This window comes from Comamonas terrae (assembly GCF_001544075.1).
Lineage (GTDB): Bacteria > Pseudomonadota > Gammaproteobacteria > Burkholderiales > Burkholderiaceae_C > Comamonas > Comamonas terrae.
Map to the genome: position 1 here is coordinate 143,739 of NZ_BCNT01000007.1, position 21,721 is coordinate 165,459.

Here is a 21,721-nt window from a genome sequence, read left to right on the forward strand (position 1 = left end):
CAAACATCACGAACGCGAGCATCGCGCATCCCGCCGGCATGGCGATTGGCCCTGATCACCCTGGCGGCTGCGGCAGTGGCCGCGGTCACGGCTTCGCTGGGCTTCTGGCAGCTGGACCGTGCCGCGCAGAAACAGCGGCTGTTCGATGCCATTGCCAAGCAGCAGGCGCTGGCGCCCTGGCACAACGCCGATGTGGCTGCGCAGGTGCCGGCGGCAGGGCAAGCGCTTTCCGAGCCGGCCAGCCAGGCACTGCTGCACCGGCCGGTGCAGCTGCAGGGCCGGTGGCTGGCCGATGAAACCCTGTACCTGGACAACCGGCAGATGCAGGGCAGGGTGGGCTTTTATGTGCTCACGCCGCTGCAGCTGGCGCCGCCGCACGAGGGAAAAGTGATCGTCGTGCAGCGCGGCTGGGCACCACGCAACTTCCTGGACCGCACGGCCTTGCCGCCGGTGCAGACACCCGAAGGCCTGGTGAGCCTGCAGGGGCGGCTGGAAGCGCCGCCCACGAGGCTCATGGAGCTGGAGCCCGGCGCAGCGGCCAGTGCAGACCCTGATGGGCAACAGTCGCGTATCCGACAAAATGCCGATATCGCGGCCTGGACCCGGCAGAGCCGGCTGCCGCTGCTGAGCCTGACGGTGCTGCAGACCGGTGCAGCCGGCGAAGGCTTGCAGCGCGACTGGCCCGCGATCAATGCCGGAGTGGAAAAACACTACGGCTATGCGTTTCAATGGTTCGGGCTTTGTGTCCTGGTGGTATTGCTGTATGTCTGGTTCCAACTCGTCCGACCTCGTCTCCCCGTCCGCCGCCGCAGTGCCGCGCAGTGAACGGTATCCGGCGCCGCCGGCCGATGAAATGCTGGGGTTGACCGTGCACAGCCTGCCCAGCCCAGAGCAGGGCCTTGCCCGGCACCAGCGGCGCGGGCGCTGGAAGATGCTGGCGGTGCTGGCCGTCTGCGCGGCTCCCGTGGTGGCTTCCTATTTCACCTATTACGTGATCCGGCCCACGCAGCAGCGCAGCTTCGGCGAGCTGATGGCCGAGCAGGCCGCGCTGCCCGCTGTGCAGGCCAGGACCCTGGACGGAAGAACGGTCGCGCTGGACACGCTCAAAGGCCAGTGGCTGTTGGTCAGTGCAGGCAGCGGCCGTTGCGCGCAGCAGTGTGAAAACAATCTCTATCTGCAGCGGCAGCTGCGCGAATCGCTGGGCAAGGACAAGGAGCGGCTGGACTGGGTCTGGCTCATTGACGACGAGCAGCCCGTGGATGCCAGATTGCTGCCTGCACTGGCCCAGGCCACGGTGCTGAGAATGCCGCCTGGGGTCGTCGCGCAATGGCTCAAGCCCGCGGCCGGCCATTCGCTGCAGGAGCATCTGTATGTGGTGGATCCGCTGGGCCACTGGATGATGCGCTTTCCCGCCGATCTGGACAAAGCCAGCGCAGGCAAGGCCAGGCGCGACCTGGAGCGGCTGCTGCGCGCCTCGTCTTCCTGGGACGAGGCCGGCAGAGGCAGCCCGTCCGCCGGACGCTGAACAGCCATCGTGGCGAGGCCATGCGACAAGGAGGATCTCTATGAATGCTCGGGTCACTGCGCAGGCCGATGCTTCGGCCCAGCCCTTGCGGTCCGCCGATGCGGCAGCGTCTGAAGGCGCGGCAACCCTGTCCTCGCGCTGGGCGCAATACCATGCGCTGACCAAGCCGCGCGTGGTGCAGCTCATCGTCTTCTGCGCCTTGATCGGCATGGTGCTGGCCACGCCGGGCGTGCCCACGCTGGCGCAGCTGGGGCACATGGCGGTGGCTTGCGCCGGCATCTGGCTGGTGGCCGCAGCGGCTGCGGCCTTCAACTGCCTGGTGGAGAGAAGCATCGACGCGCGCATGAAGCGCACGGCCTGGCGCCCCACGGCCCGCGGCGAGCTCACGCACCGCCAGGCGCTGCTGTTTTCCGCGCTGCTGTGCGCGGCCGGGGCGTCCATTTTGCTGCTGGCCGTCAATGCCCTGACGCTGTGGCTGACGCTGGGCACCTTCATCGGCTATGCCGTTGTCTACACGCTGGTGCTCAAGCCGCTGACGCCGCAGAACATCGTGATCGGCGGCGCCTCGGGCGCCATGCCGCCGGTGCTGGGCTGGGCCGCGATGACCGGGCAGGTCGGCCACGAGGCCCTGCTGCTGTTCCTCATCATCTTCCTGTGGACGCCGCCGCATTTCTGGGCGCTGGCCCTGTACCGCGTGGAGGACTACCGCCGCGCCGGCCTGCCGATGCTGCCCGTCACGCACGGCAATGCCTTCACGCGGCTGCAGGTATTCCTCTACACGGTGGTGCTGCTTGCCGCCACGCTGCTGCCCTATGTGGTGGGCATGTGCGGCCTGTTATATCTCTTGGCCGCAGTGGTCCTGGGGTTGGGCTTTTGCGGTTATGGTTGGGCCTTGTTGCGCAGCTATTCGGATGCGCTGGCGCGAAAGACATTTCGCTTTTCCCTGATCCACCTGAGCCTGCTGTTCGCAGCCTTGCTGGTGGACCACTACCTAGCCTGAGAGACCATGGACAAACGAGGCGTGCTGCGCGCACTGGGCGCGGCAACACTGGCCGGCACGGCCGCGCTGGCATTGACTGCCTGCAACAAGAACGACAAGCCCCGATTCCAGGGCGTGGATGTGACGGGCGCCGAATACGCCAGGGACATTCCGCTGGCCGACGTGAACGGCCAGCGCCGCAGCCTCAAGGATTTCTCGGGCAAGGTGGTGGCCGTGTTCTTCGGCTATACGCAGTGTCCCGATGTCTGTCCCACCACGCTGCAGGAGCTGGTGGAGGTCAAGCAGCAGCTGGGTCCGCAGGGCGACAGGCTGCAGGCCGTCTTTGTCTCGCTGGACCCCGAGCGCGACACGCCTGCGGTGCTCAAGGCCTATCTGGCCAATTTCGACGACAGCTTCGTGGGTCTGCATGGCACGCCCGAGGAGATTGCCGCCGTGGCCAAGGATTTCAAGATCTTCTTCAAGAAGGTGCCTGGCAAGACCGAAGGTACCTACACGCTGGACCATTCGGCCGGGACCTATCTGTACGATACCCAGGGCCGCCTGCGCGTGTACGAGCGCTATGGCGCTGGGCCGCAGGTGCTGGCCCAGGATGTGAAGGCGCTGCTCGGCTGAGCGGGCTCCGCCCCATCGCTGCGGATGGTGGAAACCCCTGGTTACATATTGTCCTTTGACATAGCGCAACCGGGTTGCCCGGCGTGCTGCGCATAGTGGGCGGCTTAACTCACTCGGCACGAGGGCTGCCCGCTTCCTGGAGCCGCCGCAGCAAGACCTTGATGCGGCAGAGGAGCCGCAAGCAGGAATGCCGGTGTGGATGCTGGGAGCACGCATGGCAGACTGCCCTTTTTCCTCAATCACGCCGCCTGCAGCGACGGCGCAGGCCGAAGAACGTACGCGGCAGGCGCAAGCCTGTGCTGCCGGGCCTCGCGCTCCGGCCGGCATTGAGCGTTGGCGGTTGAACCCACGCGAGCGGGACGCCCTGGATGCCGCACCGGACGGCATTTTGCTGGTCCGGCACGATGGCTGCATCGTCGCCGTCAACGCTGCCATGCTGGCGATTTCCGGCTATCAGCGCAGCGAGCTGGAGGGGCGGGGGCTGGAAATCCTGCTGCCGCCGGATACGCGCGCCGCGCATGGCCACTATCTGCGCAGCTATTTCGCCCAGCCGTCACGCCGTCCCATGGGCCTGGGCGGAGTGCTCTGGCTGCAGCGCAAGCAAGGCGGCGCGATTCCGGTGGACATTGCCCTGGGGCATTTCGGCGCCGAGCACGAGGGCGTGGCAGTGGCCTTTGTGCGTGACGTGACCGAACTGCACCAGATGCAGCAGCGGCTCAAGTACCAGGCCACGCGCGACACGCTCACGGGCTTGAACAACCGCTGGCAGTTCGGCCAGGAGCTGCTGGAGCAGATCAAGATCGCCCAGGCCAATGGCGACATGCTGGCCCTGCTGCAACTGGATCTGGACAATTTCAAGGCCATCAACGACGGCTACGGGCATGAGGCGGGCGACCAGCTGCTGCGGGAGGTGGCACGGCGCCTGAAGGCGCAGCTGCGCAGCGAAGGAATTCTGGCGCGTCTGGGGGGCGATGAATTCGTGGTGCTGCTCATGGGCGAAGGTGCGGCCCGCGCCAGGTTCTGGAGCGAACAGATCCTCGCGGCGCTGGCCATGCCTTTCAAGCATGACGGCCTGGCGCTGGACTTCGGTGCCAGCATCGGCATTGCGCTATACCCCGACAACGCGCAGGCCGGCGACGACCTGATGCGCTTTGCCGATATGGCCATGTACAGCGCCAAGGCGCAGGGTCGTGGCAATGCCGTGTTCTTCGAGCCCTCCATGGGCCAGGAGATGGCCGAACGGGTTCTGCTGGCCGAGCGCTTGCGCATGGCGCTCGGCTATGGCGGTCTGCAGCTGCACTATCAGCCCCAGGTGGACGTGAAAACGGCCAGGGTCGTGGGCGTTGAGGCCCTGCTGCGCTGGAGCGACCCGGTACTGGGCAATGTGAGCCCGGGGCGCTTCATCCCCGTGGCCGAGGCTTCGGGCCAGATCGTCGCCCTGGGCAACTATGTGCTCGATGCCGCCTGCAGGCAGATTGCCGCATGGTTCCAGGCCGGTACGCCGCTGCGCGTGGCGGTGAATCTTTCCGCCCATCAGCTGCGCCAAGTGAATCTGGTCGAGCAGGTCAGGAGCTGCCTGCAGCAGCACGAGGTGCCGCCGCAGTGGCTGGAGCTGGAAGTGACGGAGTCCCAGGCCATGATCGACCCGGACCAGGGCCGGCAGGTGCTGGCCGATCTGGCCGCACTGGGGGTGACGATTGCCCTGGACGATTTCGGCACCGGCCATTCGTCGCTGGCCTATCTGCAATACCTGCCGCTGCAGCGCGTCAAGCTGGGGCGCGAGTTCCTGCTGCCCTCGCCGAGCCGCGACCGGCTGGTGGAGGGCATCGTGCACATGGTCCATGCGCTGGACCTGGACGTGGTCGCCGAGGGCGTGGAGCAGCCCGATCAGCTGCAGCTACTGCGTGACGTCGATTGCGAATGCTTCCAGGGCTGGCTGCACTCGCGGGCCATGTCCGCCGACCAGATACAGGCCTGGCTGGTGGCGGCTTGAATCAGGCCCCGGCCGTGGGCGCGCAAGCGCTGTCGGCCATCTCGGCTGCCTGGCGCATTCTGGCCAGTTCGCGCGCGGGCAGCGGAATCTGGCCGCTGCCCATGCGCATCAGCAGGCAGTGCAGCATTTCGGTGGACAGGCCGTGCAGCACCAGGCGATGGCCGGCCCGCAGCGTGGACAGCGGCACCAGCGGATGCTTGTTGTTGAGCATCACCAGATGCTCGGGCGAGGCCAGGATCTTGGCGCAGTAGATGGCCACGGTTTCGTCGAGCTGCAGCGAGTTGCTGGCGCGCCAGAAATCGTTGTCCGTCAGCAGCAGCTGGTAGACCGGGGTGTAGATCTCGATGGCGCTTTGCAGGTCCAGCCGGTTGAGCCTGCCGCGCGGCATGTCCTCTAGCTTCAGCTCCGGTTCGCGCACCATGGAAAAGTCGGGCTCGGGCACGGGCCGCAGTTCCTCGCCTGCGGCGCGCAGGGCCTTGTTGAGGCGGATCACGAAATTGAAGAGATTGAGGTCGTGCTTGAGGAACAGCTCGTCCTTGATGTCGTCCACGCTGGTCGGCTCGAGCGGCGTGGTCTGGACCGGCGTGGGCGCGTTGGCCGCCACGAAGGAGAGCACCTGCGAGCCCAGGTGGAAATGCCGCATGATGAGCCAGTTGGCCTCGGGCGAGACAAAGGTGTTCATGCTGAAGGCCAGCAGCCGGTGCAGCAGCCTGGAATGGGCCCAGCGGCGTGGCAGAAAGACCTTGAGCACCTGGATGAGGATGATGCTGGTGCGCGCCAGCGGCCGCAGGAACGGCAGCAGGTACTGGCGCGAGCCGCTGCTGCAGTCGCGCAGCCAGGCGGCCTTCACCGCGTCGGGCAGCGGCGTGCTCTGGTCCAGGTACAGGGCCAGCCAGGGACTGGGGTCGCGCTCGTCCCAGGGCTGCGCGGAGAAATCCTCTTTCATGTCTGCTCCCATGGCTTAGTGCATCGCATCCGGCAGCACATGCTGGAACTGCATCAGGTACATGGCCGCCGTATTGCGTGCCGTCTGCAGGATGGCCTGCTGGGCCGTGCCTTCACTGTCCAGTTCCAGGGCCATCTGTACGGCCAGCAGCCAGCGCTCCAGATGGTTTTCGTCGTTGGCGCCGTGGTATTCGAGGAAGCGGAAGGCGTCGGGTGGCAGGGGCAGGGTGGCGCGCAGCAGCGGCAGCAGGCTGGGCACGATGCGCTGGCCCGTGCCTTCGATGATGTAGATGGCGCCCAGCAGGCCTATGGGGTTGGGGGTGGCAGCCAGGCCGTGCAGATAGGCATTGAGGGCTTCGCCGCCCGGATTGCGGCGCAGCCTGGAAATGTCGGTCTCGGTACCGCCGGCCTTGAGGTAGTCGCTGTGCAGGATCTTGAAGTCGTTCTGCTCGTCGCTGGCATGCAGGTCGATCAGCGCGGCCAGCGCTGCATGGTCGCCGGTCAGCGAGGCCGCGCCTTCGCGCATCCACAGGCTGCCTTCGCGTACCTGGGGAATCCAGTGGCTCATCCAGCGCACGTAGTCGCCGGTCTGCAGCTGGCGCGTGCGGATGCGCTGCAGCAGCGGCGTGCGCCAGACGCGCGAGCGGTAGTCCTGCCAGATGCTGGCCAGCTCGGTCAGCAGCGGTGCCAGTGCACTGGGTGCCGTGGCCGGATCGTGCGGCGGGGCGATGGTCGAGACATCGGGCAGAGTGTCGCCAGCGATGGTTCCGGTGGCTTCGATCTTGTGAGGGAAAACGGCCTGTCTCTCCGGTGCATCGGACGTGTCAAGCTCCACTTCCCATAGCATGTAGCCGGCCGTGAAGCGGCCCGACTCGGGAATGAAGCACAGCACCGTGTCGCCGGCCTTGAGCCGCGTGCCTTCCTTTTCCAGGAATTCGGACAGCATGATGAAGATGGATGCCGCCCCGGTGTTGCCGCGCCAGGCCAGGTTGCTCCACCAGCGCTCACGCGGGATGGCCAGCTGTGCCTTGTTGAGAAGGTCGTCCACCACGGGGATGAAGCGCTCCGAAGAGTAGTGGCACAGGAAATGGTCGATGCCGCGCCCGGGCACCCAGCCCTTGTGGGCCAGATCCGCATATTCGTGGATGCAGACGTCGAACAGGTGTGGCAGCAGGCGGATGTCCTGGCGCAGCGCCAGCGCGCCGGCGGCTTCGGCATCGCTCCAGGCAGGAAAGTCCAGATGGCTCTTGGAACGGTCGGGCGTCATGCCCAGCTGCATGCACACCGGGTAGTCGCCCGCAAAGCTGCGCATGTGTGTCCAGCGCAGTTTCAGGCGCAGGCCACCGGCCTGGGGCAGGGCCCTGGGGCCGCCCAGCAGCAGGGCGCCCGCACCGTCGGAAAGCATCCAGCGCAGGAAATGGGCGTCGAAATCGGTGTCGTAGCCTTGTGCCGCGAAGCGCGAGCGCTTGAACAGCCGCGAAGGCATCTCGCTGGCCACCGACAGTGCCAGGCGGTGGGCGCCGCTTTCCACGGCCATGGCGGCGGCCTGCATGGCGCCCACGCTGGCGGCGCAGACGCCGTGCACGGACAGGGTTTCCATGGGCGGAGCCGCCATCTCGCCCTGGATCATGCTGGCAAAGCCCGGCATGAGCGCATCGCCGCCCGAGGAGCCGCTGGAGAGAAAGCCGATGTCGGCCAGGGTCTTGCCTGCGCCGTCCAGCGCGGCCTGGATGGCGCTGGCGGCCATCTGCGCATTGCTGTACACGGTGTGGCCCTCGCCGTCGATGGCGTAGTGCCGGGTCTGTATGCCGTTTTCCGCAAGAATGCGGCGCTTGATGCGCTCGGAGATGCGGTTGAGCGGCGCGACGAACGCATCCATGCCGGCGTTGTCCACCGGAGCACCGGGCAGGAACATCCCGGCAGATTGCAGATACACGTTCGAATAGGCGACAGGCATAGGCTTTCAGTTGGTTGTCATCGGACAGCGTCCGCAGGCATCTGCGGCCGGGTTCTGGCCGCAGGCGATATCAGACCCCATACAAACACGCGTCCCATGTAGGGCAGCAGACCTTTTTCGTTCAGGGCCGGATCCACCCGCTGGCGATACTGCTCGGCATGCAGCCGGGTCAGCTCCGACCAGTGGGCATGCGGGCATTCATGGTGCGCGGTATGCAGGCCAATATTAAAGAGCAGCGGATTGACCCAGCCTTCGAAATTGCGCGCGTAGTTCAACGCGGTACCGGGGGTATTGCGCTGTGCCCTGGTCAGCGGGCGGCCGTCGGCATGGGCGTGCTGCAGGTAATTGGTGGCCAGCAGCCAATGCAGGCCGTGCAGCTGGGGCAGGATCACGAACAGCAGGGCCTTGCGCCAGTCCAGCGCCAGAAGGACGCCCCAGCTGCCCAGCCACAGCAGGTATTGCCCCATGCAATAGCGGAAGGCTCCGGGCCAGTGGATGCGCAGGTTGTTCAGCCAGCGCACGAACAGCGGGTACAGCACGCAGGCTGCCTGAAACGGATGGACCAGGTAGCCCCACAGGTGGTTGGTGTCGCCGCCGAACTCCGGCCGGTAGGTGCGCGCAATGTCCCGTGGGCCATGGCGGTAGCGGTGGTGATTGGCCACATGGGCGGGCCAGAACACGAAAGTCGGGTGGCCTTGCAGCAGGGTGAGCCAGTAGTCGGTGAAACGGTTGGTCCAGCGTCCCTGCCACATGCGCACATGGGTATGGTTGTGGTGGATGACGCCCACGCCCAGCGTCAGAAACAGCTCCATGCCGTACAGCAGCCAGTTGAAGCCATGCGTCCATTGCCACCACACGATGTACGGCAGCACGGCCATGTAGGCCAGGGATTGCCAGTCGCGCCAGTGGCGCAGTCGGGGCAGCAGGCGGCGGGCGGGCAAGTGGTTCGGGCGGATTGCCATTCAGCGTGCGGAGCGGGCTGCCGGTACGGTGTCGGTCGTCACCTGGGTGCGCATGATCCGGTCCATGAAGGCCAGCGCAAAGCCGTAATTGCCTGCGGGGCGGGCGTGGTGCAGGTGGTGCCGGCGGCTGGCCGCGAGCGCATGGGTGTTCGAGACGTGCGGGAAGAAGTCGTAGTTGGAATGGCCGATGACGTTGAGCAGCAGGCTCAGCACGGGAACGGCAGCCAGCGACCAGAAACAGAAGTCATGCACGACCATGGGCAGCAGGATGACGTTGCCCAGCATCAGCGCCTCGATGGGGTGGAAGCTGTAGGTGGACCAGGGCGTGGTCACCACGGAGCGGTGGTGGTCGCCGTGAAAGCGCACCAGGCTGCGCGTATGCAGCAGGCGGTGGTTGATCCAGAAATGCACGTCGTTCCAGATCATCAGCGCCACGATCTCCAGGGCGATGCGGCCGGCGCTGGCCGTGGGCGCCAGATGGGCCCAGCCCAGCTGCAGAAAGCCCCAGGGCACGATCATGCCGGTGCCGAAGATGAGCACGGAATGCAGGGATTGGCGCCATTCGCGCCGCAACTGGACCGGCTTCAGCGGCCGCGTGTCCAGTGGCCGGCCCATGCCGCGGCGGCTCAGTGCGCGCGTCAACCACGTCATTCCCAGTCCGCCGAGCAGATACAGCGCCCCGAAGAAGGCCAGGCCCAGGGCCATGACCTGCCAGGCGTTGAGTTGGACGAACCAGGTTCCGGCGTTCATAAAAGCTCCGCGAATAGAGGCGGCGCCGGAAGGAAGGCGGCGCGCCCGATGTCATTGCCGTGATGCAGCAGCACCGGGCGCATGATAGCGGAGCGGCCGGGGAGGACCGCCATCGGCCGCGCAGGCCGCTTACTGGGCCGTGATGTGCTGCTCGCGGATGATGGTGCCCAGGGCCTTCACGTCCTGCTGGATGCGATTTTCCAGGCCTTCGGGCGAGCTGCCCACGGCCTGCCAGCCCTGGATGGCCAGCTTCTGGCGCATTTCGGGCGTGCGCACGATCTCGCTGACGGCGGCCGAGAGCTTTTCCACATGGGCCTTGGGCATGGCCTTGGGCGCGGCTACCGCATTCCAGATTTCGAGGTCGAAATTGGCGATGCCCAGGTCCTTGAGGCTGGGCAGGCCGGGGGCCAGCGGGCTGCGTGCGGCAGAGGTCACACCGATGCCATGCAGCTTGCCGGCCTGGATCTGGGCCATGGCCAGGGCCGGGGGCAGCATGGACAGCTGCAGATCGCCGCCCTGGATGCCGTTGAACACCTGCGGATAGCCGGCGTAGGGAACGTGCACGGCCTTGATGGCCGAGCGGCTCTTGAGCAGCTCCATGCCCAGGTGGCCGACGGTGCCCACGCCGGGGGAGCCATAGCTCCACTTGCTGCCGGCCTGGGCTGCGGCCTCCAGGAAAGCCTTGCCCTGCGGGGCGGAGGACGGTGCGACAAGGACCAGCGGTGCCACGCCGATCAGGCTCACGGGCTGCAAATCCTTGACAGGGTCGTAGCGCACCGTGGGATTGAGCAGCTTGGCAATGGTCATGTTGCCGTTGATCATCACGCTGAAGGTGTAGCCGTCGGTGGCCTTGGCCACATAGTCGCCCGCGATGTTGCCGCCCGCGCCCACGCGGTTTTCCACGATGATGGTCTGGCCCAGCTTCTTTTCCAGGGGCTCGGCCAGGGCTCGGGCCGTGAGGTCGGGGGAGGAGCCGGCGGGAAAGCCGACGATCAGGTGCAGGGGCTTGTCGGGCCAGTTGTCTGCTGCCATGGCTGCAGGTGCAAGTGCACCGGTGGCCAGGGCCACGCCTGCTGCAATCAGGCCGCGGCGGAACAGGAACTGGGAGGCGGAAGAAGACATGGCGACTCTATCGGGATGCACAGAACGCCGGCCATGGATGGCGCAGCGGTCCGCAGGGGACAATAAAAAACCCGGAGATTATCCGGGTTTGGGTTTCAGCATTTCAGCCTTTTTGATCGCATATGCGCAAGATGCGGTTTACGCGAACTCGGCCAACGCTTTTTTCATCTTTTTCATGGCCGCGACTTCGATCTGGCGGATGCGCTCGGCGCTGACGCCGTATTCCGCAGCCAGCTCATGCAGCGTCATGCCGCCCGAGCCGTCGTCGTTGACCTTGAGCCAGCGCTCCTCCACGATGCGGCGGCTGCGCTCGTCCAGGCCTTCCAGGGCCATGGCGATGCCGTCGGTCGCCAGATGGTCGCGCTGGCGCGATTCGATCATGGCCGTGGGCTCATGGCTGGCATCGGCCAGGTAGGCGATCGGACCATAGGTCTGCTCGCCGTCGTCGCTGGGAGAAGGGTCGAGCAGGATATCGCCGCCTGCCAGGCGGGTTTCCATCTCGATCACTTCCTCGGGTTTGACGTTGAGCTTGGCCGCCACCGTGTCGATTTCGTGGGCGGTCAGCGTTTCGCGGGCAGCCAAGTCGCCTTCGGCCAGGGCGGCGTCGGACTTGAGGTCGTGCTTCATCGAACGCAGATTGAAGAACAGCTTGCGCTGGGCCTTGGTCGTGGCGACCTTGACCATGCGCCAGTTCTTCAGAATGTATTCGTGGATCTCGGCCTTGATCCAGTGCATGGCATAGCTCACCAGGCGCACGCCCTGGTCGGGGTCGAAGCGCTTGACGGCCTTCATCAGCCCTACATTGCCTTCCTGGATCAGGTCGCCGTGCGGCAGGCCGTAGCCCAGGTACTGGCGGGAAATCGACACCACCAGGCGCAGATGGGACATCACCAGACGCCCGGCGGCATCCAGATCGTTGTGTTCTTTGAGTTTGCGTGCGTAATCCTGCTCTTCTTCCTGTGTGAGCATGGGCAGGCGGTTCACGGCCGAAATATAGGCATCCAGGTTGCCCAGCGGCGGCACCAGAGCCCAGGGGTTCGTGGGTGCCAGGGCGGTAGCAATGGAGCCGGAGGCAGTTTTCATTGCGGGTATCCTTTCTTCCATGGTCTTCATATTAGCACTCCGTTAGAGGGAGTGCTAAAGCCAAAGTTCCCCGGGGTTTTGTCATCTGTGCCTGCGGCTTGCTGTAGGTGGAAACCCGCGCGGCGGACGAGAGCCGTTCCCTCTTGGATTTTGTACTTTCTCTCCAAGCGCTTTACTGGTTCTCGGACCATTTTTGTATTGACGATCCCGCACCTGAGAGGCTGCAAGGTCAAAACGCTGCATGCATTCAACGGCGCTTGGCCTTTAGGAGCCAGCCGTTCGGTAGCTGGTTCGCCGCATAGCGAAGTGGACGACTGTCATTGTTCTCGGCAGAGTCATTTCACTCTGTCAGCCTGACGGCGGGTGTCAGTTGAAAGGTGGATAGAGGCGAGCTGCAGCACCTAGCCCCTACGAATTCCATGAACTCGCTCGATGGACAGGTGCTGCCTGGGTTCATCGGTGCCCCAATGCGTGGATCAGCCGTGCATCCGCCACCACAAATACAGCACGGTGACGCCCATGGTGGCGAGCGTTACGGGCACGCCGATTCGAGCGTGCTGTCTCCAGTCGATCGCAACCCCGCGGCGCGCAGCTGCGTCGATGACGATGATGTTGGCTATGCTGCCCACGATTAGCAGATTGCCGGCAAAGGTACTTGCCAGAGCCAGCAAGGTGCCCGCCATCGGATGGTGCGCAACGGGCAGGAGCAGCATCACTGCGGGGACATTGGAGACCAGGTTGGACAGCACGAAGGCTGCTCCGAACAGGGGGGCAGGGTGATCCAGGTGTAGGCCCAGCGCTGCTGCATCCGACACAAGCTGTGCCGGCATGCCTGTGCGTTGCAACGCATCGTTGACCACAAAGAGGCCCATGAAGAGAACGAGCAGTTCCCAATCGACCAGGCCCAGCATCCGGCTCGAGCTCAGCCGGCGGCTCATCAGCAGCACACCTGCAGCAGTCAGTGCGACAACCTCCCTCGGCCACGGTGCAAATAGAAAAGACAGGAGGATCACGAGCGCGATCACCAGCCCTTTCCCGGTCTGCCAACGATTCAAAGCCCGCATCTCCATTTCTGGCCGGGCTCCGGATGCTTTTTCGCCCGGCAGCTGCCATTGCCTTCGGACGGACTTCACGATCACCATCCATGTCAGCACCAGTCCGGCAAGCACTGGTGCGGCTGCCTCGACGGCATAGGCTCCAAAGGACAAATGCAGTGTCTGCCCGATGAGCATGTTCTGAGGATTGCCGATCAGGGTCGCCGCCGACCCGATGTTGGCGGCACAGGCAAGACCGAGCAAGAACGGAATCGGATCGAGGTTGCGACGCATGCAGGCGTCCACCAGCACGGGGGCAATGGCCAGGCAGACAATATCGTTGCTGAATACGGCGGACAGCAACGCGACGACGGCGATCAACACAGCCAGCAATGCTGCAGGAGTGACCGGCAATGCCGATAGGCGGACCGTGATCCAGTCATAGAAGCCGCCAAGGCGCATCTGTGCCGACACGACCATGAAGGCAAACAGCAGCAGTACCGTCGGCAGATCAATGGAACGTGCTGCCTGCTCGACCGTGACAGCTTCGGTTGCCATCATGGCGATTGCGCCGAGAAGTGCCACACCCGTGCGGTCGAGCTGCAAAAAAGGCAGTCCGCCGAGGATCATGCCGAGATACACCAAGCCAAAAATCACCAGGACGGTTGCGGTCATGGTCGCATTATCGGCGAGGCCTTGGCGATGAAAGCTCGCCACTACGGAGCTTTGGTGCGTTCACCCGTCCCCCGAAGCGGTGGGTGTTCTGCAACCGGGATGCATGGGGTCCAGAACCTGGCGGTGGAGATCCTGGATGGCAGGGGTGCACGCTGTAGCGTGCCAGAACGGAATTTTTAGAATGGGCTGCCTGGCCAGCGCCGGATCTGCAACTGCAGACTGCCAGTCGTTTCATGAGATATCGGTGTCCGAATATTGCGCAGGCTTTGCGTCTAAATGGAACCGTGTGGCCTGACAGGCAGGTGTCGCAAGGGCGCTTTTGCGGTGTGTTCGAGTTCACTGGCCCGCTGATAAGCAGAATGTACATATACGTCGATCCAGACTTCCCGAGCAGCGACGCGCAGAGAATTTCGGTTCTTGACCGGCCCGCCGGGAAGGCATAGCGCTTCATTCAGGGCGATACAGCGCTGGTCGGGACGCACGCCCGTGGCACTGCCGGCCCAATACCGGGATCCTGCCGGATAGCGCTGCTTCCAATGCCTCGAGAGTCCCGAGTGACGGAATAGGCGGGAATGATTCCGTGCAAGACGCAGGCGGCCTACTGTTCATCCGGTTGTTGTGCAGCATCCGGGGCCAGATGCGCCCGCAAGGTCTCCAGTATTTCCTCCGAAAGTGCCGGGTTGCCTGCGGCGGTGGCGCGGGCCAGTACCAAGGCACCCACCATGCTGCTGAGGGTCACGATGGTCCGGGTACGCCTGGCAGCCTCTTCGCCTTCAAGCACATGCATGAAGCGCTGAATGTTGCGTTCCACGCCCTGGGCAAAAACTTCCGACATTTCCGGTCCGGCCCGTGCGGCATCTGCGGCCAATGCCGCGGCAGGGCAGCCTTCTCCGGGATGATCGCGGTGGTTCGCGGAAAGATAGGCATGCACCAGCGCGCGAAGTCTTTGAGTACCTGGCGCAGAGGTTTCGGCCTGTGAAGATTCCAGCCTGTCCAGCGGCGTGATCGTCCAGTCGAATGCGCGCAAGCAGGCCTCGCGTGCCAGGGCATCCTTGGACTCGAAATGCCGGTACAGCCCTCCATGCGTCAGGCCCGCATCGCGAGTGATCTCTGCCACCCCCACGCCGTCCAGCCCCTTTTCTCGATAAAGGCGCGCAGCGGCCTCCACGATGCCTTCGCGATTTTCGGCAGCCTGTACTTTGCTCACTTTCATTTTTTAGATGATACCCATCATCAAAACTCATTTATGATGATGGTCATCATCAATAATGCCGGATCCGCCTTCAACAAGGCTGGGACTGGCAAGCGAAAGGTGCAGCATGGGTCGTCGGGTCGTCATCACCGGCTTGGGTTTGGTATCCCCTCTCGGATGCAATGTGGAACTGGCTTGGCAACGCCTGCTGGCTGGCCAGTCAGGAGTGCGCGCCCTGGATGCCTCGGTGTCCGAAGGCACGGGCGTGGGCATCGCCGGGCGGGTGCCGGATCTGCAAGAGGACCCGCAGGCCGGCTGGAGCGCCGAGGACGCCATTTCAGCAAAGGAGCTGCGCCGCATGGACCGCTTCATTGCGTTCGCCCTGGGGGCGGCCGATGCGGCCCTGGCGCATGCGCGGTGGGCCCATGCTAGCGTTGAGCAGCAAGAGCGTGCGGCAACCGTCATCGGCTCCGGCGTGGGCGGCTTCGGCACCATTGCGCAAGCCGTGCGCACGACGGACGGAAAAGGGCCGCAGCGCCTGTCGCCGTTCACCGTCCCGGCTTTCCTGGCCAATCTGGCCGCAGGGCAGGTGTCGATCCGGCACCAGCTCAAGGGCCCGATCGGGGCTCCAGTCACCGCCTGCGCTGCCAGCATCCAGGCCATCGGCGATGCGGCACGCCTGATCTGCAACGACGAGGCGGATATGGCCCTCTGCGGGGGCAGCGAAGCCACCATTGACCGGGTGGCCCTGGGCAGCTTTGCGGCGGCCAAGGCCGTGGCAACTCACTGCGACGGCGATCCCGCCCGGGTTTCCCGGCCCTTCGATAGGACGCGCAATGGCTTTGTCATGGCCGAAGGGGCCGGCCTGCTGGTGCTGGAGTCCCTGGACCATGCCTTGGCGCGTGGGGCCAGGCCGTTGGCCGAGGTGGTGGGCTACGGTACCTCTGCCGATGCCTACCATGTCACTTCAGGCCCGGAGGATGGAGCCGGCGCCGTGCGCTCCATGCGCATGGCATTGCGCCATGCCCGTTTGCAACCCGGCGCTATCCAGCACCTGAATGCCCACGCCACTTCCACCCCGGTGGGCGATAGCGGCGAGCTGGCAGCCATTCGCCAGGTATTCGGAACAGGCTCCGGCCCTTCGATTACCGCCACGAAATCCGCTCTGGGCCACATGCTGGGCGCTGCCGGCGGGGCTGCCGCCATCTTCACCGTATTGGCCCTGCGCGACCAGATCGCACCGCCCATACTCAATCTGGAAACCCCGGACCCGCTGGCAGACGGCCTGGACCTGATCGCTGGAAATGCGCGTGCGCATGCCATGGAGCACGCCATGCTCAATGGGTTCGGCTTCGGCGGCGTGAATGCGTCCTTGGTCCTGAAGAGATTCACAGGCTGAGCTCCACCTTCCGCGGAAGCCGAGACGAGCCAGAGACCCTCGCTGCTGCCCCGGTGGCTGCTCGGTCCGGGGCAGGAAGCGATCACGTCCGGTTCTTTGGCGGTTTTGCCCCTTGGCGTCCCAGCCGGACAAAAAGCGTTGTCCGCCACAGGCCAGTGGCTCTAGACTGCGGGTCCATGAGCTCTTTCACCTCTTCCGGCCCGCAGCCTGCGGGCGCCGATTCCGCCCATCTCCGATGGGCGACCCTGTGCGTGGTGGCGACGACGGTGGCCAGCGCCGAGGAAGCCGAGGACATGGCGCGCGCGCTGGTGGCCGCCAAGGCGGCGGCCTGTGTGCAGTGCGAGCGCATTGTTTCCTATTACGAATGGGATGGCGTGCTGCAGTCCACGCCCGAATGGCGGCTGATCTGCAAGACACTGCCCGAGGTGCTGAACCGGCTGACGGCGCTGATACGCGAGCACCACAGCTACGAGGTACCGCAGATCACCATGCGCACGGAGCGCTGCCTGCCCGACTACGCGCAGTGGCTGCATGCCCAGGTCAGGGCCTGAAAGCGCTTGCACTATGAAAAAAGGAGTGCGTTGCGCACTCCTTTCAAGGTTTTTGTGGCTTCATAAGCCTGAAATGCAGACATGTCAAGCGCTGGCAGCTATCGATTTAGTTTGCACGCGGGATCAGGCCAGCAGAGCCTGGGCGAATTCCCTGGCGTTGAAGGTTTCCAGGTCCTCGATCTTCTCGCCCACGCCGATGAAGTAGACGGGCACGGGGCGCTCCTGGGCGATGGCGGCCAGCACGCCGCCCTTGGCCGTGCCGTCGAGCTTGGTGACGACGAGGCCGGTGAGCTGCAGCGCATCGTCGAAGGCGCGCACCTGGGCCAGGGCGTTCTGGCCGGTGTTGCCGTCGATGACCAGCAGCACCTCGTGCGGCGCCGAGCCGTCGGCCTTGGTCACCACGCGCTTGATCTTCCTGAGCTCTTCCATCAGGTGCAGCTGCGTGGGCAGGCGCCCGGCGGTGTCGACCAGCACCACGTCCTTCTTGCGGGCCTTGCCGGCCGAGACGGCGTCGAAGCTCACGGCCGCCGGGTCGCCGCCTTCCTGGCTGACGATTTCCACGGTGTTGCGGTTGGCCCAGACGCCCAGTTGCTCGCGCGCGGCCGCGCGGAAGGTGTCGGCGGCGGCCAGCAGCACGGTCTGGCCTTCGTCGGCCAGGTGGCGGGTCAGCTTGCCGATGGAGGTGGTCTTGCCCGCCCCGTTGACGCCCGCGACCATGATGACGGTGGGCTGGTGCTCGCCGATGACCAGCGGTTTTTCCAGAGGCCTCAGCAGGTCGGCCAGCGCATCGGCCAGCAGGGCCTTGACGGCTGCGGGCTCGGTGGTCCTGGTTTCCTTGACGCGGCGCTTGAGGTCGTCGAGCAGGTGCTGGGTGGCCTTGACGCCGGTGTCGGCCATCAGCAGAGCGTCCTCGAGTTCCTCATAGAGTGCGTCGTTGATCTGCGTGCCGGTGAAGACGGTGGCAATGCTGGTGCCGGTCTTGCGCAGGCCGGCCTTGAGCCGCTCCATCCAGCTCTGGCGTGCATTTTCGGCTTGCGGCTTTGCGGTAGGCTCGGGGGGGGCTATGAAATCCTGAGTCGCCGGCGGCACCTCAGGCGCGGGCCCGGCTTCCTTGGCAAAAGGCTTGCGCCACCAGGAGGTCGCGGCGGGCGTCGCCGGCGTATCCTGTACGGCCGGCTCGGCGGGGACGACGGGCGCGGGTGCCTGGGCCGGCTCGGCGGCCGGCGCGTGGTCCGCTGTCTGGGGCGGAGTGGGCTTTTTCTTGAAAAAACTGAACATTGGCGGGTTCTTAGAATCGCATCATTCTATGAAACATGTACGTGCACTCCCTGTACTGGGCTTAATGGCCTGTTTGAGCGCTGGGGCAGCCTTGGCTGCGCCGGGCGCATCGTCCCCAACCACGCCCGCCGCGGCAGCTGCGGCGGCTGCGCCCGCCGTGCAGCAATTCACGCTGAAGAACGGCATGCAGCTCATCGTGCAGCCCGACCGGCGCGCGCCCACGGCCGTGCACATGGTGTGGGTGCGCGTGGGCTCCATGGACGAGGTGGACGGTACCTCGGGCGTGGCCCATGCGCTGGAGCACATGATGTTCAAGGGCTCCAGGAAGCTGGCGCCCGGCGAGTTCTCGCGCCGCGTCGCAGCCCTGGGCGGACAGGAGAATGCCTTCACCACGCGTGACTACACGGGCTATTACCAGCAGATTCCGGCCAACCGGCTGGAGGAGGTCATGCGGCTCGAATCCGACCGCTTTGCCAACAACCAGTGGCCCGACGAGGAGTTCAAGAAGGAGATCGAAGTCGTCAAGGAAGAGCGCCGCATGCGCACCGAGGACCAGCCGCGCTCCGTGCTCATGGAGCAACTGATGGCCTCGACCTTCATGGTCTCGCCCTACCACCGCCCCGTGGTGGGCTGGATGACGGACCTGGATGCCATGACGCCTGCCGATGTGCGCGATTTCCACAAGCGCTGGTATGTGCCGGCCAATGCCGCCGTCGTGGTGGCGGGCGATGTGGACGTGGCCCAGGTGCGCGCCTGGGCCGAAAAATACTACGGCAGCATTCCGGCCCGCGCCCTGCCCGAGCGCAAGCCGCGCACCGAGCCGGCGCAGGTCGGCGTGCGCCGCATCGAGGTCAAGCAGCCCGCGCAGCAGGCTTTCATCGCCATGGCTTACCGCGTGCCCACGCTCAGGGCCGTGGAGAACCTGCAGCCGACCGACAAGGACGCACTGGCGCTGCTGGTGCTCTCGGCCGTGCTCGACGGCTATGACGGCGCCCGCCTGGAGCGCGCCCTGGTGCAGGGTGAGGGAAGCCCGAATGGCCGCGTGGCCGACAGCGCGGGCAGTTCGGCCTCGGTCATGGGCCGCGGCCCCAGCCTGTTCATACTGAGCGGCGTGCCCGCGGCCGGCAAGGCGCCGGCCGATGTCGAGGCCGGCCTGCGTGCGCAGATCCGCAAGATCGCCGCCGAAGGCGTGCAGGCCGACGAGCTGGCGCGCGTGAAGACGCAGTGGATGGCCTCCAACGTCTACGAGCGCGATTCCGTCATGGGCCAGGCCCAGAACCTGGGCAGCTACTGGATCCAGGGCATGCCGCTGGATGCGGAAGACAGGCTGCTGGCCGAACTCCGCAAGATCACCTCGGACGACATCAAGGCCGTGGCCGCCAAATACTTTGGCGACGACCAGCTGACCGTGGGCACGCTGGTGCCCCAGCCGCTGCCTGCGGGCGGCAAGCCGCAGCAGCCCATGTCCGGCAAGACCGATACCGGCGGCGCCGTGCACTGAAAGCCGACGGAGAAACCGATGAAGAGTATGAAAAAGTTAGTGGCCGGCGCGGCATTCGTGGCCGCCAGCATGGGATTCATGACCCAGTCCGCCTGGGCCCTGCTGCCGATCGAGCACTGGAAGCAGTCCAGCGGCGCAGAAGTCTGGCTGGTGCAAAGCCCGGGCATCCCCATGGTGGACATACAGCTGGCCTTCGACGCCGGCAGCCGCCGCGACCCGCAGGCGCAGGCAGGCCTGGCCACGGCCGTGGCCATGATGGCATCCAAGGGCGTGCGCGCTGCCGGAGATGCCCCCGCGCTCGACGAAAACGGCCTGGGCCAGGCCTGGGCCGACCTGGGGGCCAGCTTTGGCGCCAGCGCCGCGCGCGACAGCTTCACCTATGGCCTGCGCTCGCTGACCGAACCCGACCTGCTGCAGCGCTCCATTGCACTGGCCGCGCGCCAGGTGGCCACGCCCAGCTGGCCCGAGGCCGTGTGGCAGCGCGACCGCGAGCGCTGGGCCGCCGCCCTCAAGGAGGCCGATACGCGTCCGGGCACGGTGGTGTCCAAGGCCTTCCGCAAGGACGTGTACGGCAGCCATCCCTACGGCTACCAGGCCACGGGCGAGACGCTGGCGCAGATCGACATCCCGGCCATGAAGACCTTCCATCGTGACCTGATCGCGGCCTGCCGCGCCAAGGTCAGCGTGGTCGGGGCCGTGAGCCGCGAGCAGGCCGATGCCCTGGTCAAACAGCTGCTGGCACCGCTGCAGACCGTCAACGGCGACAACGCGTGCGATCCGCTGCCGCCGGTGGCCGAAGTGGCGGCGTTGGACAAGCCTGTCACGCAGAACATTCCGTTCCAGTCGGCCCAGGCCCATGTGCTCATCGGCCAGCCCGGCATTGCGCGCAACAATCCCGATTTCCTGGCCGTGCTGGTGGGCAACCACATCCTGGGCGGCGGCGGCTTCACTTCGCGCCTGACCGAACAGGTGCGCGAAAAGCGCGGCCTGAGCTATAGCGTGTACAGCGATTTCTCGCCGGGCCTGGACCGCGGCGCCTTCATCGTGGCGTTGCAGACGCGGCCCGACCAGGCCGCCGAGGCCGTCAAGGTCTCGCAGGAGGTCATCCGCCGGTTCGTGGCCGAAGGGCCGACCGAGAAGGAACTGCAGGCCGCCAAGGACAACCTCATCGGCGGCTTTGCGCTGCGCATCGACAGCAACAGCAAGCTGCTGGCCAATGTGGCCAATATCGCCTGGAACGGCCTGCCGCTCGACTATCTCGAGCATTGGACGGACAGGGTGCGGGCGCTGACCGTGAAGGATGTGAAGGCCGCCATGCAGCGCATGCTGCAGCCCGAGCGCATGGTGACGGTGACCGTGGGAGCCCAGCCATGAGCCGCAGCGCCCTGAAATTGCACACCCCGGCCGGCCGCAAGGCGCTGGACAAGCTGATGCATGAAGCCCAGCGCAAGGCCGAGGCCCTTGCGGAAACCAGGACCGCGAAGCCGGGCAAGAGCCCTGCGGCCAGGCCGGTCGCGGCCAAGGCCGCTGCGGGCAGCGGGGAAATCCGTATCATCGGCGGCCAGTGGCGCCGCAAGCGCCTGCCCGTGGCCCAGCGCCCCGGCCTGCGGCCCACGCCGGACCGGGTGCGCGAAACCCTGTTCAACTGGCTGGGTCAGGACCTGGCCGGCTGGAAATGCGTGGATGCATTTGCCGGCACCGGTGCCCTGGGCTTCGAGGCTGCTTCGCGCGGCGCGGCCAGCGTGCTCATGAACGAGCTGGATGCCGGACTGCAGCAGCAGCTGCAGCGCCTGCAGCAGCAACTGCAGGCCGGCATGGTCAAGCTGCAGCGCGGCGATGCGCTCAGCTGCCTGAAGTCATGCAGCGGGCAGGATTTGGTGCTGCTGGATCCGCCGTTCGGCCAGGCCGAGCTGTTCGATCCGGCGCTGAAGGCGGCCGCCGAGGCCATCAACGAGGACGGCTATATCTATCTGGAAGCACCCGAGGCCTGGGACGACGGACGCCTGCAGGCCTTCGGACTTGCGGTATACCGCTATCTCAAGGCTGGCGCCGTGCATGCGCATCTGCTGCGCCGCCAAAAGAACTGATGCTCTGAATTGAATAGCTTTCGGCGCTTGATGGATCAGCGTTGCAGGCTTTTTT

19 protein-coding genes are annotated in these 21,721 nt (G+C 65.6%); 10 read left to right on the forward strand and 9 right to left on the reverse strand.

The features are described 5' to 3' along the window. Nucleotides 1-27: 27 nt before the first annotated feature. The 5 genes from Cte04_RS12220 (at nucleotide 28) to Cte04_RS12240 (ending at nucleotide 5,130) form a co-directional block, all read left to right on the forward strand. Complete coding sequence (locus Cte04_RS12220) at nucleotides 28-825, forward strand: SURF1 family protein (RefSeq protein ID WP_066478094.1); 798 nt, start codon at nucleotides 28-30, stop codon at nucleotides 823-825. Continuing rightward, on the forward strand, nucleotides 764-1,525 hold the full coding sequence (locus tag Cte04_RS12225; protein ID WP_083526643.1) for an SCO family protein: 762 nt from the start codon (nucleotides 764-766) through the stop codon (nucleotides 1,523-1,525). The genes Cte04_RS12220 and Cte04_RS12225 overlap by 62 nt, the downstream gene beginning before the upstream one ends. A gap of 85 nt (nucleotides 1,526-1,610) precedes the next feature. After that, nucleotides 1,611-2,525 carry a heme o synthase gene (gene cyoE / locus Cte04_RS12230; protein ID WP_066478099.1) on the forward strand — a complete coding sequence of 305 codons (915 nt, stop codon included), beginning with the start codon at nucleotides 1,611-1,613 and terminating at the stop codon, nucleotides 2,523-2,525. Between the two features lie 6 nt (nucleotides 2,526-2,531). Continuing rightward, the gene (locus Cte04_RS12235; protein ID WP_066477703.1) at nucleotides 2,532-3,137 is read left to right on the forward strand and encodes an SCO family protein; all 606 of its coding nucleotides are present in this window, start codon (nucleotides 2,532-2,534) and stop codon (nucleotides 3,135-3,137) included. Between the two features lie 340 nt (nucleotides 3,138-3,477). Continuing rightward, nucleotides 3,478-5,130, forward strand: a complete 1,653-nt coding sequence (locus Cte04_RS12240) for a putative bifunctional diguanylate cyclase/phosphodiesterase (RefSeq protein ID WP_245633359.1) — start codon at nucleotides 3,478-3,480, stop codon at nucleotides 5,128-5,130. A 1-nt stretch (nucleotide 5,131) separates the two neighbouring features. Here the strand turns inward: Cte04_RS12240 and Cte04_RS12245 are convergent, their stop codons facing one another. From Cte04_RS12245 to Cte04_RS12280, 8 genes are all read right to left on the reverse strand, one after another. Continuing rightward, complete coding sequence (locus tag Cte04_RS12245; protein WP_066477706.1) at nucleotides 5,132-6,076, reverse strand: DUF6999 family protein; 945 nt, start codon at nucleotides 6,074-6,076, stop codon at nucleotides 5,132-5,134. A gap of 15 nt (nucleotides 6,077-6,091) precedes the next feature. Further along, complete coding sequence (locus tag Cte04_RS12250) at nucleotides 6,092-8,032, reverse strand: StlD/DarB family beta-ketosynthase (RefSeq protein WP_066477708.1); 1,941 nt, start codon at nucleotides 8,030-8,032, stop codon at nucleotides 6,092-6,094. 17 nt (nucleotides 8,033-8,049) lie between these two features. After that, nucleotides 8,050-8,994 (reverse strand): fatty acid desaturase, encoded by a 945-nt coding sequence (locus Cte04_RS12255; RefSeq protein WP_066477710.1) that lies wholly within the window; start codon nucleotides 8,992-8,994, stop codon nucleotides 8,050-8,052. Beyond that, entirely contained in the window at nucleotides 8,995-9,744 is a 750-nt protein-coding gene (locus Cte04_RS12260) for a sterol desaturase family protein (RefSeq protein ID WP_066477717.1), read from the reverse strand. A gap of 129 nt (nucleotides 9,745-9,873) precedes the next feature. Further along, nucleotides 9,874-10,866: a Bug family tripartite tricarboxylate transporter substrate binding protein gene (locus Cte04_RS12265; protein ID WP_066477720.1), complete on the reverse strand. Its 993-nt coding sequence runs from the start codon at nucleotides 10,864-10,866 to the stop codon at nucleotides 9,874-9,876. A gap of 138 nt (nucleotides 10,867-11,004) precedes the next feature. After that, the gene (gene rpoH / locus Cte04_RS12270; RefSeq protein ID WP_066478105.1) at nucleotides 11,005-11,949 is read right to left on the reverse strand and encodes an RNA polymerase sigma factor RpoH; all 945 of its coding nucleotides are present in this window, start codon (nucleotides 11,947-11,949) and stop codon (nucleotides 11,005-11,007) included. A gap of 476 nt (nucleotides 11,950-12,425) precedes the next feature. Then, nucleotides 12,426-13,658 carry an anion transporter gene (locus Cte04_RS12275; protein WP_066477723.1) on the reverse strand — a complete coding sequence of 411 codons (1,233 nt, stop codon included), beginning with the start codon at nucleotides 13,656-13,658 and terminating at the stop codon, nucleotides 12,426-12,428. Between the two features lie 598 nt (nucleotides 13,659-14,256). Then, nucleotides 14,257-14,871: a TetR/AcrR family transcriptional regulator gene (locus tag Cte04_RS12280; RefSeq protein ID WP_066477726.1), complete on the reverse strand. Its 615-nt coding sequence runs from the start codon at nucleotides 14,869-14,871 to the stop codon at nucleotides 14,257-14,259. Nucleotides 14,872-14,977: 106 nt separating this feature from the next. Between Cte04_RS12280 and Cte04_RS12285 the strand changes: the two genes are divergently transcribed. After that, a complete protein-coding gene (locus Cte04_RS12285; RefSeq protein WP_083526644.1) occupies nucleotides 14,978-16,249 on the forward strand; it encodes a beta-ketoacyl-ACP synthase in 1,272 nt (423 codons plus the stop codon). Between the two features lie 176 nt (nucleotides 16,250-16,425). Then, nucleotides 16,426-16,800, forward strand: a complete 375-nt coding sequence (gene cutA / locus Cte04_RS12290; RefSeq protein WP_066477732.1) for a divalent-cation tolerance protein CutA — start codon at nucleotides 16,426-16,428, stop codon at nucleotides 16,798-16,800. 123 nt (nucleotides 16,801-16,923) lie between these two features. Here the strand turns inward: cutA and ftsY are convergent, their stop codons facing one another. Continuing rightward, on the reverse strand, nucleotides 16,924-18,078 hold the full coding sequence (ftsY, locus tag Cte04_RS12295) for a signal recognition particle-docking protein FtsY (RefSeq protein ID WP_066477736.1): 1,155 nt from the start codon (nucleotides 18,076-18,078) through the stop codon (nucleotides 16,924-16,926). Nucleotides 18,079-18,142: 64 nt separating this feature from the next. Here ftsY and Cte04_RS12300 point away from each other — a divergent pair, with 64 nt between their 5' ends. From Cte04_RS12300 to rsmD, 3 genes are read left to right on the forward strand one after another with little or no spacing between them, the layout of a single operon-like run. Continuing rightward, nucleotides 18,143-19,579: a M16 family metallopeptidase gene (locus Cte04_RS12300; protein ID WP_083526645.1), complete on the forward strand. Its 1,437-nt coding sequence runs from the start codon at nucleotides 18,143-18,145 to the stop codon at nucleotides 19,577-19,579. Between the two features lie 18 nt (nucleotides 19,580-19,597). Then, nucleotides 19,598-20,953: a M16 family metallopeptidase gene (locus tag Cte04_RS12305; RefSeq protein ID WP_066477742.1), complete on the forward strand. Its 1,356-nt coding sequence runs from the start codon at nucleotides 19,598-19,600 to the stop codon at nucleotides 20,951-20,953. After that, nucleotides 20,950-21,666, forward strand: coding sequence for a 16S rRNA (guanine(966)-N(2))-methyltransferase RsmD (gene rsmD / locus Cte04_RS12310; RefSeq protein ID WP_066477746.1), 717 nt, complete (start codon nucleotides 20,950-20,952; stop codon nucleotides 21,664-21,666). The genes Cte04_RS12305 and rsmD overlap by 4 nt, the downstream gene beginning before the upstream one ends. Nucleotides 21,667-21,721 lie beyond the last annotated feature (55 nt).

Excerpts from the sequence above, each read along its gene's own strand:
- Cte04_RS12225 (WP_083526643.1), top strand. The coding sequence starts at position 764 with ATGTCTGGTTCCAACTCGTCCGACCTCGTCTCCCCGTCCGCCGCCGCA.
- Cte04_RS12235 (WP_066477703.1), top strand. The coding sequence starts at position 2,532 with ATGGACAAACGAGGCGTGCTGCGCGCACTGGGCGCGGCAACACTGGCC.
- Cte04_RS12245 (WP_066477706.1), bottom strand. The coding sequence starts at position 6,076 with ATGAAAGAGGATTTCTCCGCGCAGCCCTGGGACGAGCGCGACCCCAGT.
- Cte04_RS12250 (WP_066477708.1), bottom strand. The coding sequence starts at position 8,032 with ATGCCTGTCGCCTATTCGAACGTGTATCTGCAATCTGCCGGGATGTTC.
- Cte04_RS12255 (WP_066477710.1), bottom strand. The coding sequence starts at position 8,994 with ATGGCAATCCGCCCGAACCACTTGCCCGCCCGCCGCCTGCTGCCCCGA.
- Cte04_RS12260 (WP_066477717.1), bottom strand. The coding sequence starts at position 9,744 with ATGAACGCCGGAACCTGGTTCGTCCAACTCAACGCCTGGCAGGTCATG.
- Cte04_RS12265 (WP_066477720.1), bottom strand. The coding sequence starts at position 10,866 with ATGTCTTCTTCCGCCTCCCAGTTCCTGTTCCGCCGCGGCCTGATTGCA.
- rpoH (WP_066478105.1), bottom strand. The coding sequence starts at position 11,949 with ATGAAAACTGCCTCCGGCTCCATTGCTACCGCCCTGGCACCCACGAAC.
- Cte04_RS12275 (WP_066477723.1), bottom strand. The coding sequence starts at position 13,658 with ATGACCGCAACCGTCCTGGTGATTTTTGGCTTGGTGTATCTCGGCATG.
- Cte04_RS12280 (WP_066477726.1), bottom strand. The coding sequence starts at position 14,871 with ATGAAAGTGAGCAAAGTACAGGCTGCCGAAAATCGCGAAGGCATCGTG.
- Cte04_RS12285 (WP_083526644.1), top strand. The coding sequence starts at position 14,978 with ATGGGTCGTCGGGTCGTCATCACCGGCTTGGGTTTGGTATCCCCTCTC.
- cutA (WP_066477732.1), top strand. The coding sequence starts at position 16,426 with ATGAGCTCTTTCACCTCTTCCGGCCCGCAGCCTGCGGGCGCCGATTCC.
- ftsY (WP_066477736.1), bottom strand. The coding sequence starts at position 18,078 with ATGTTCAGTTTTTTCAAGAAAAAGCCCACTCCGCCCCAGACAGCGGAC.
- Cte04_RS12300 (WP_083526645.1), top strand. The coding sequence starts at position 18,143 with ATGGCCTGTTTGAGCGCTGGGGCAGCCTTGGCTGCGCCGGGCGCATCG.
- Cte04_RS12305 (WP_066477742.1), top strand. The coding sequence starts at position 19,598 with ATGAAGAGTATGAAAAAGTTAGTGGCCGGCGCGGCATTCGTGGCCGCC.
- rsmD (WP_066477746.1), top strand. The coding sequence starts at position 20,950 with ATGAGCCGCAGCGCCCTGAAATTGCACACCCCGGCCGGCCGCAAGGCG.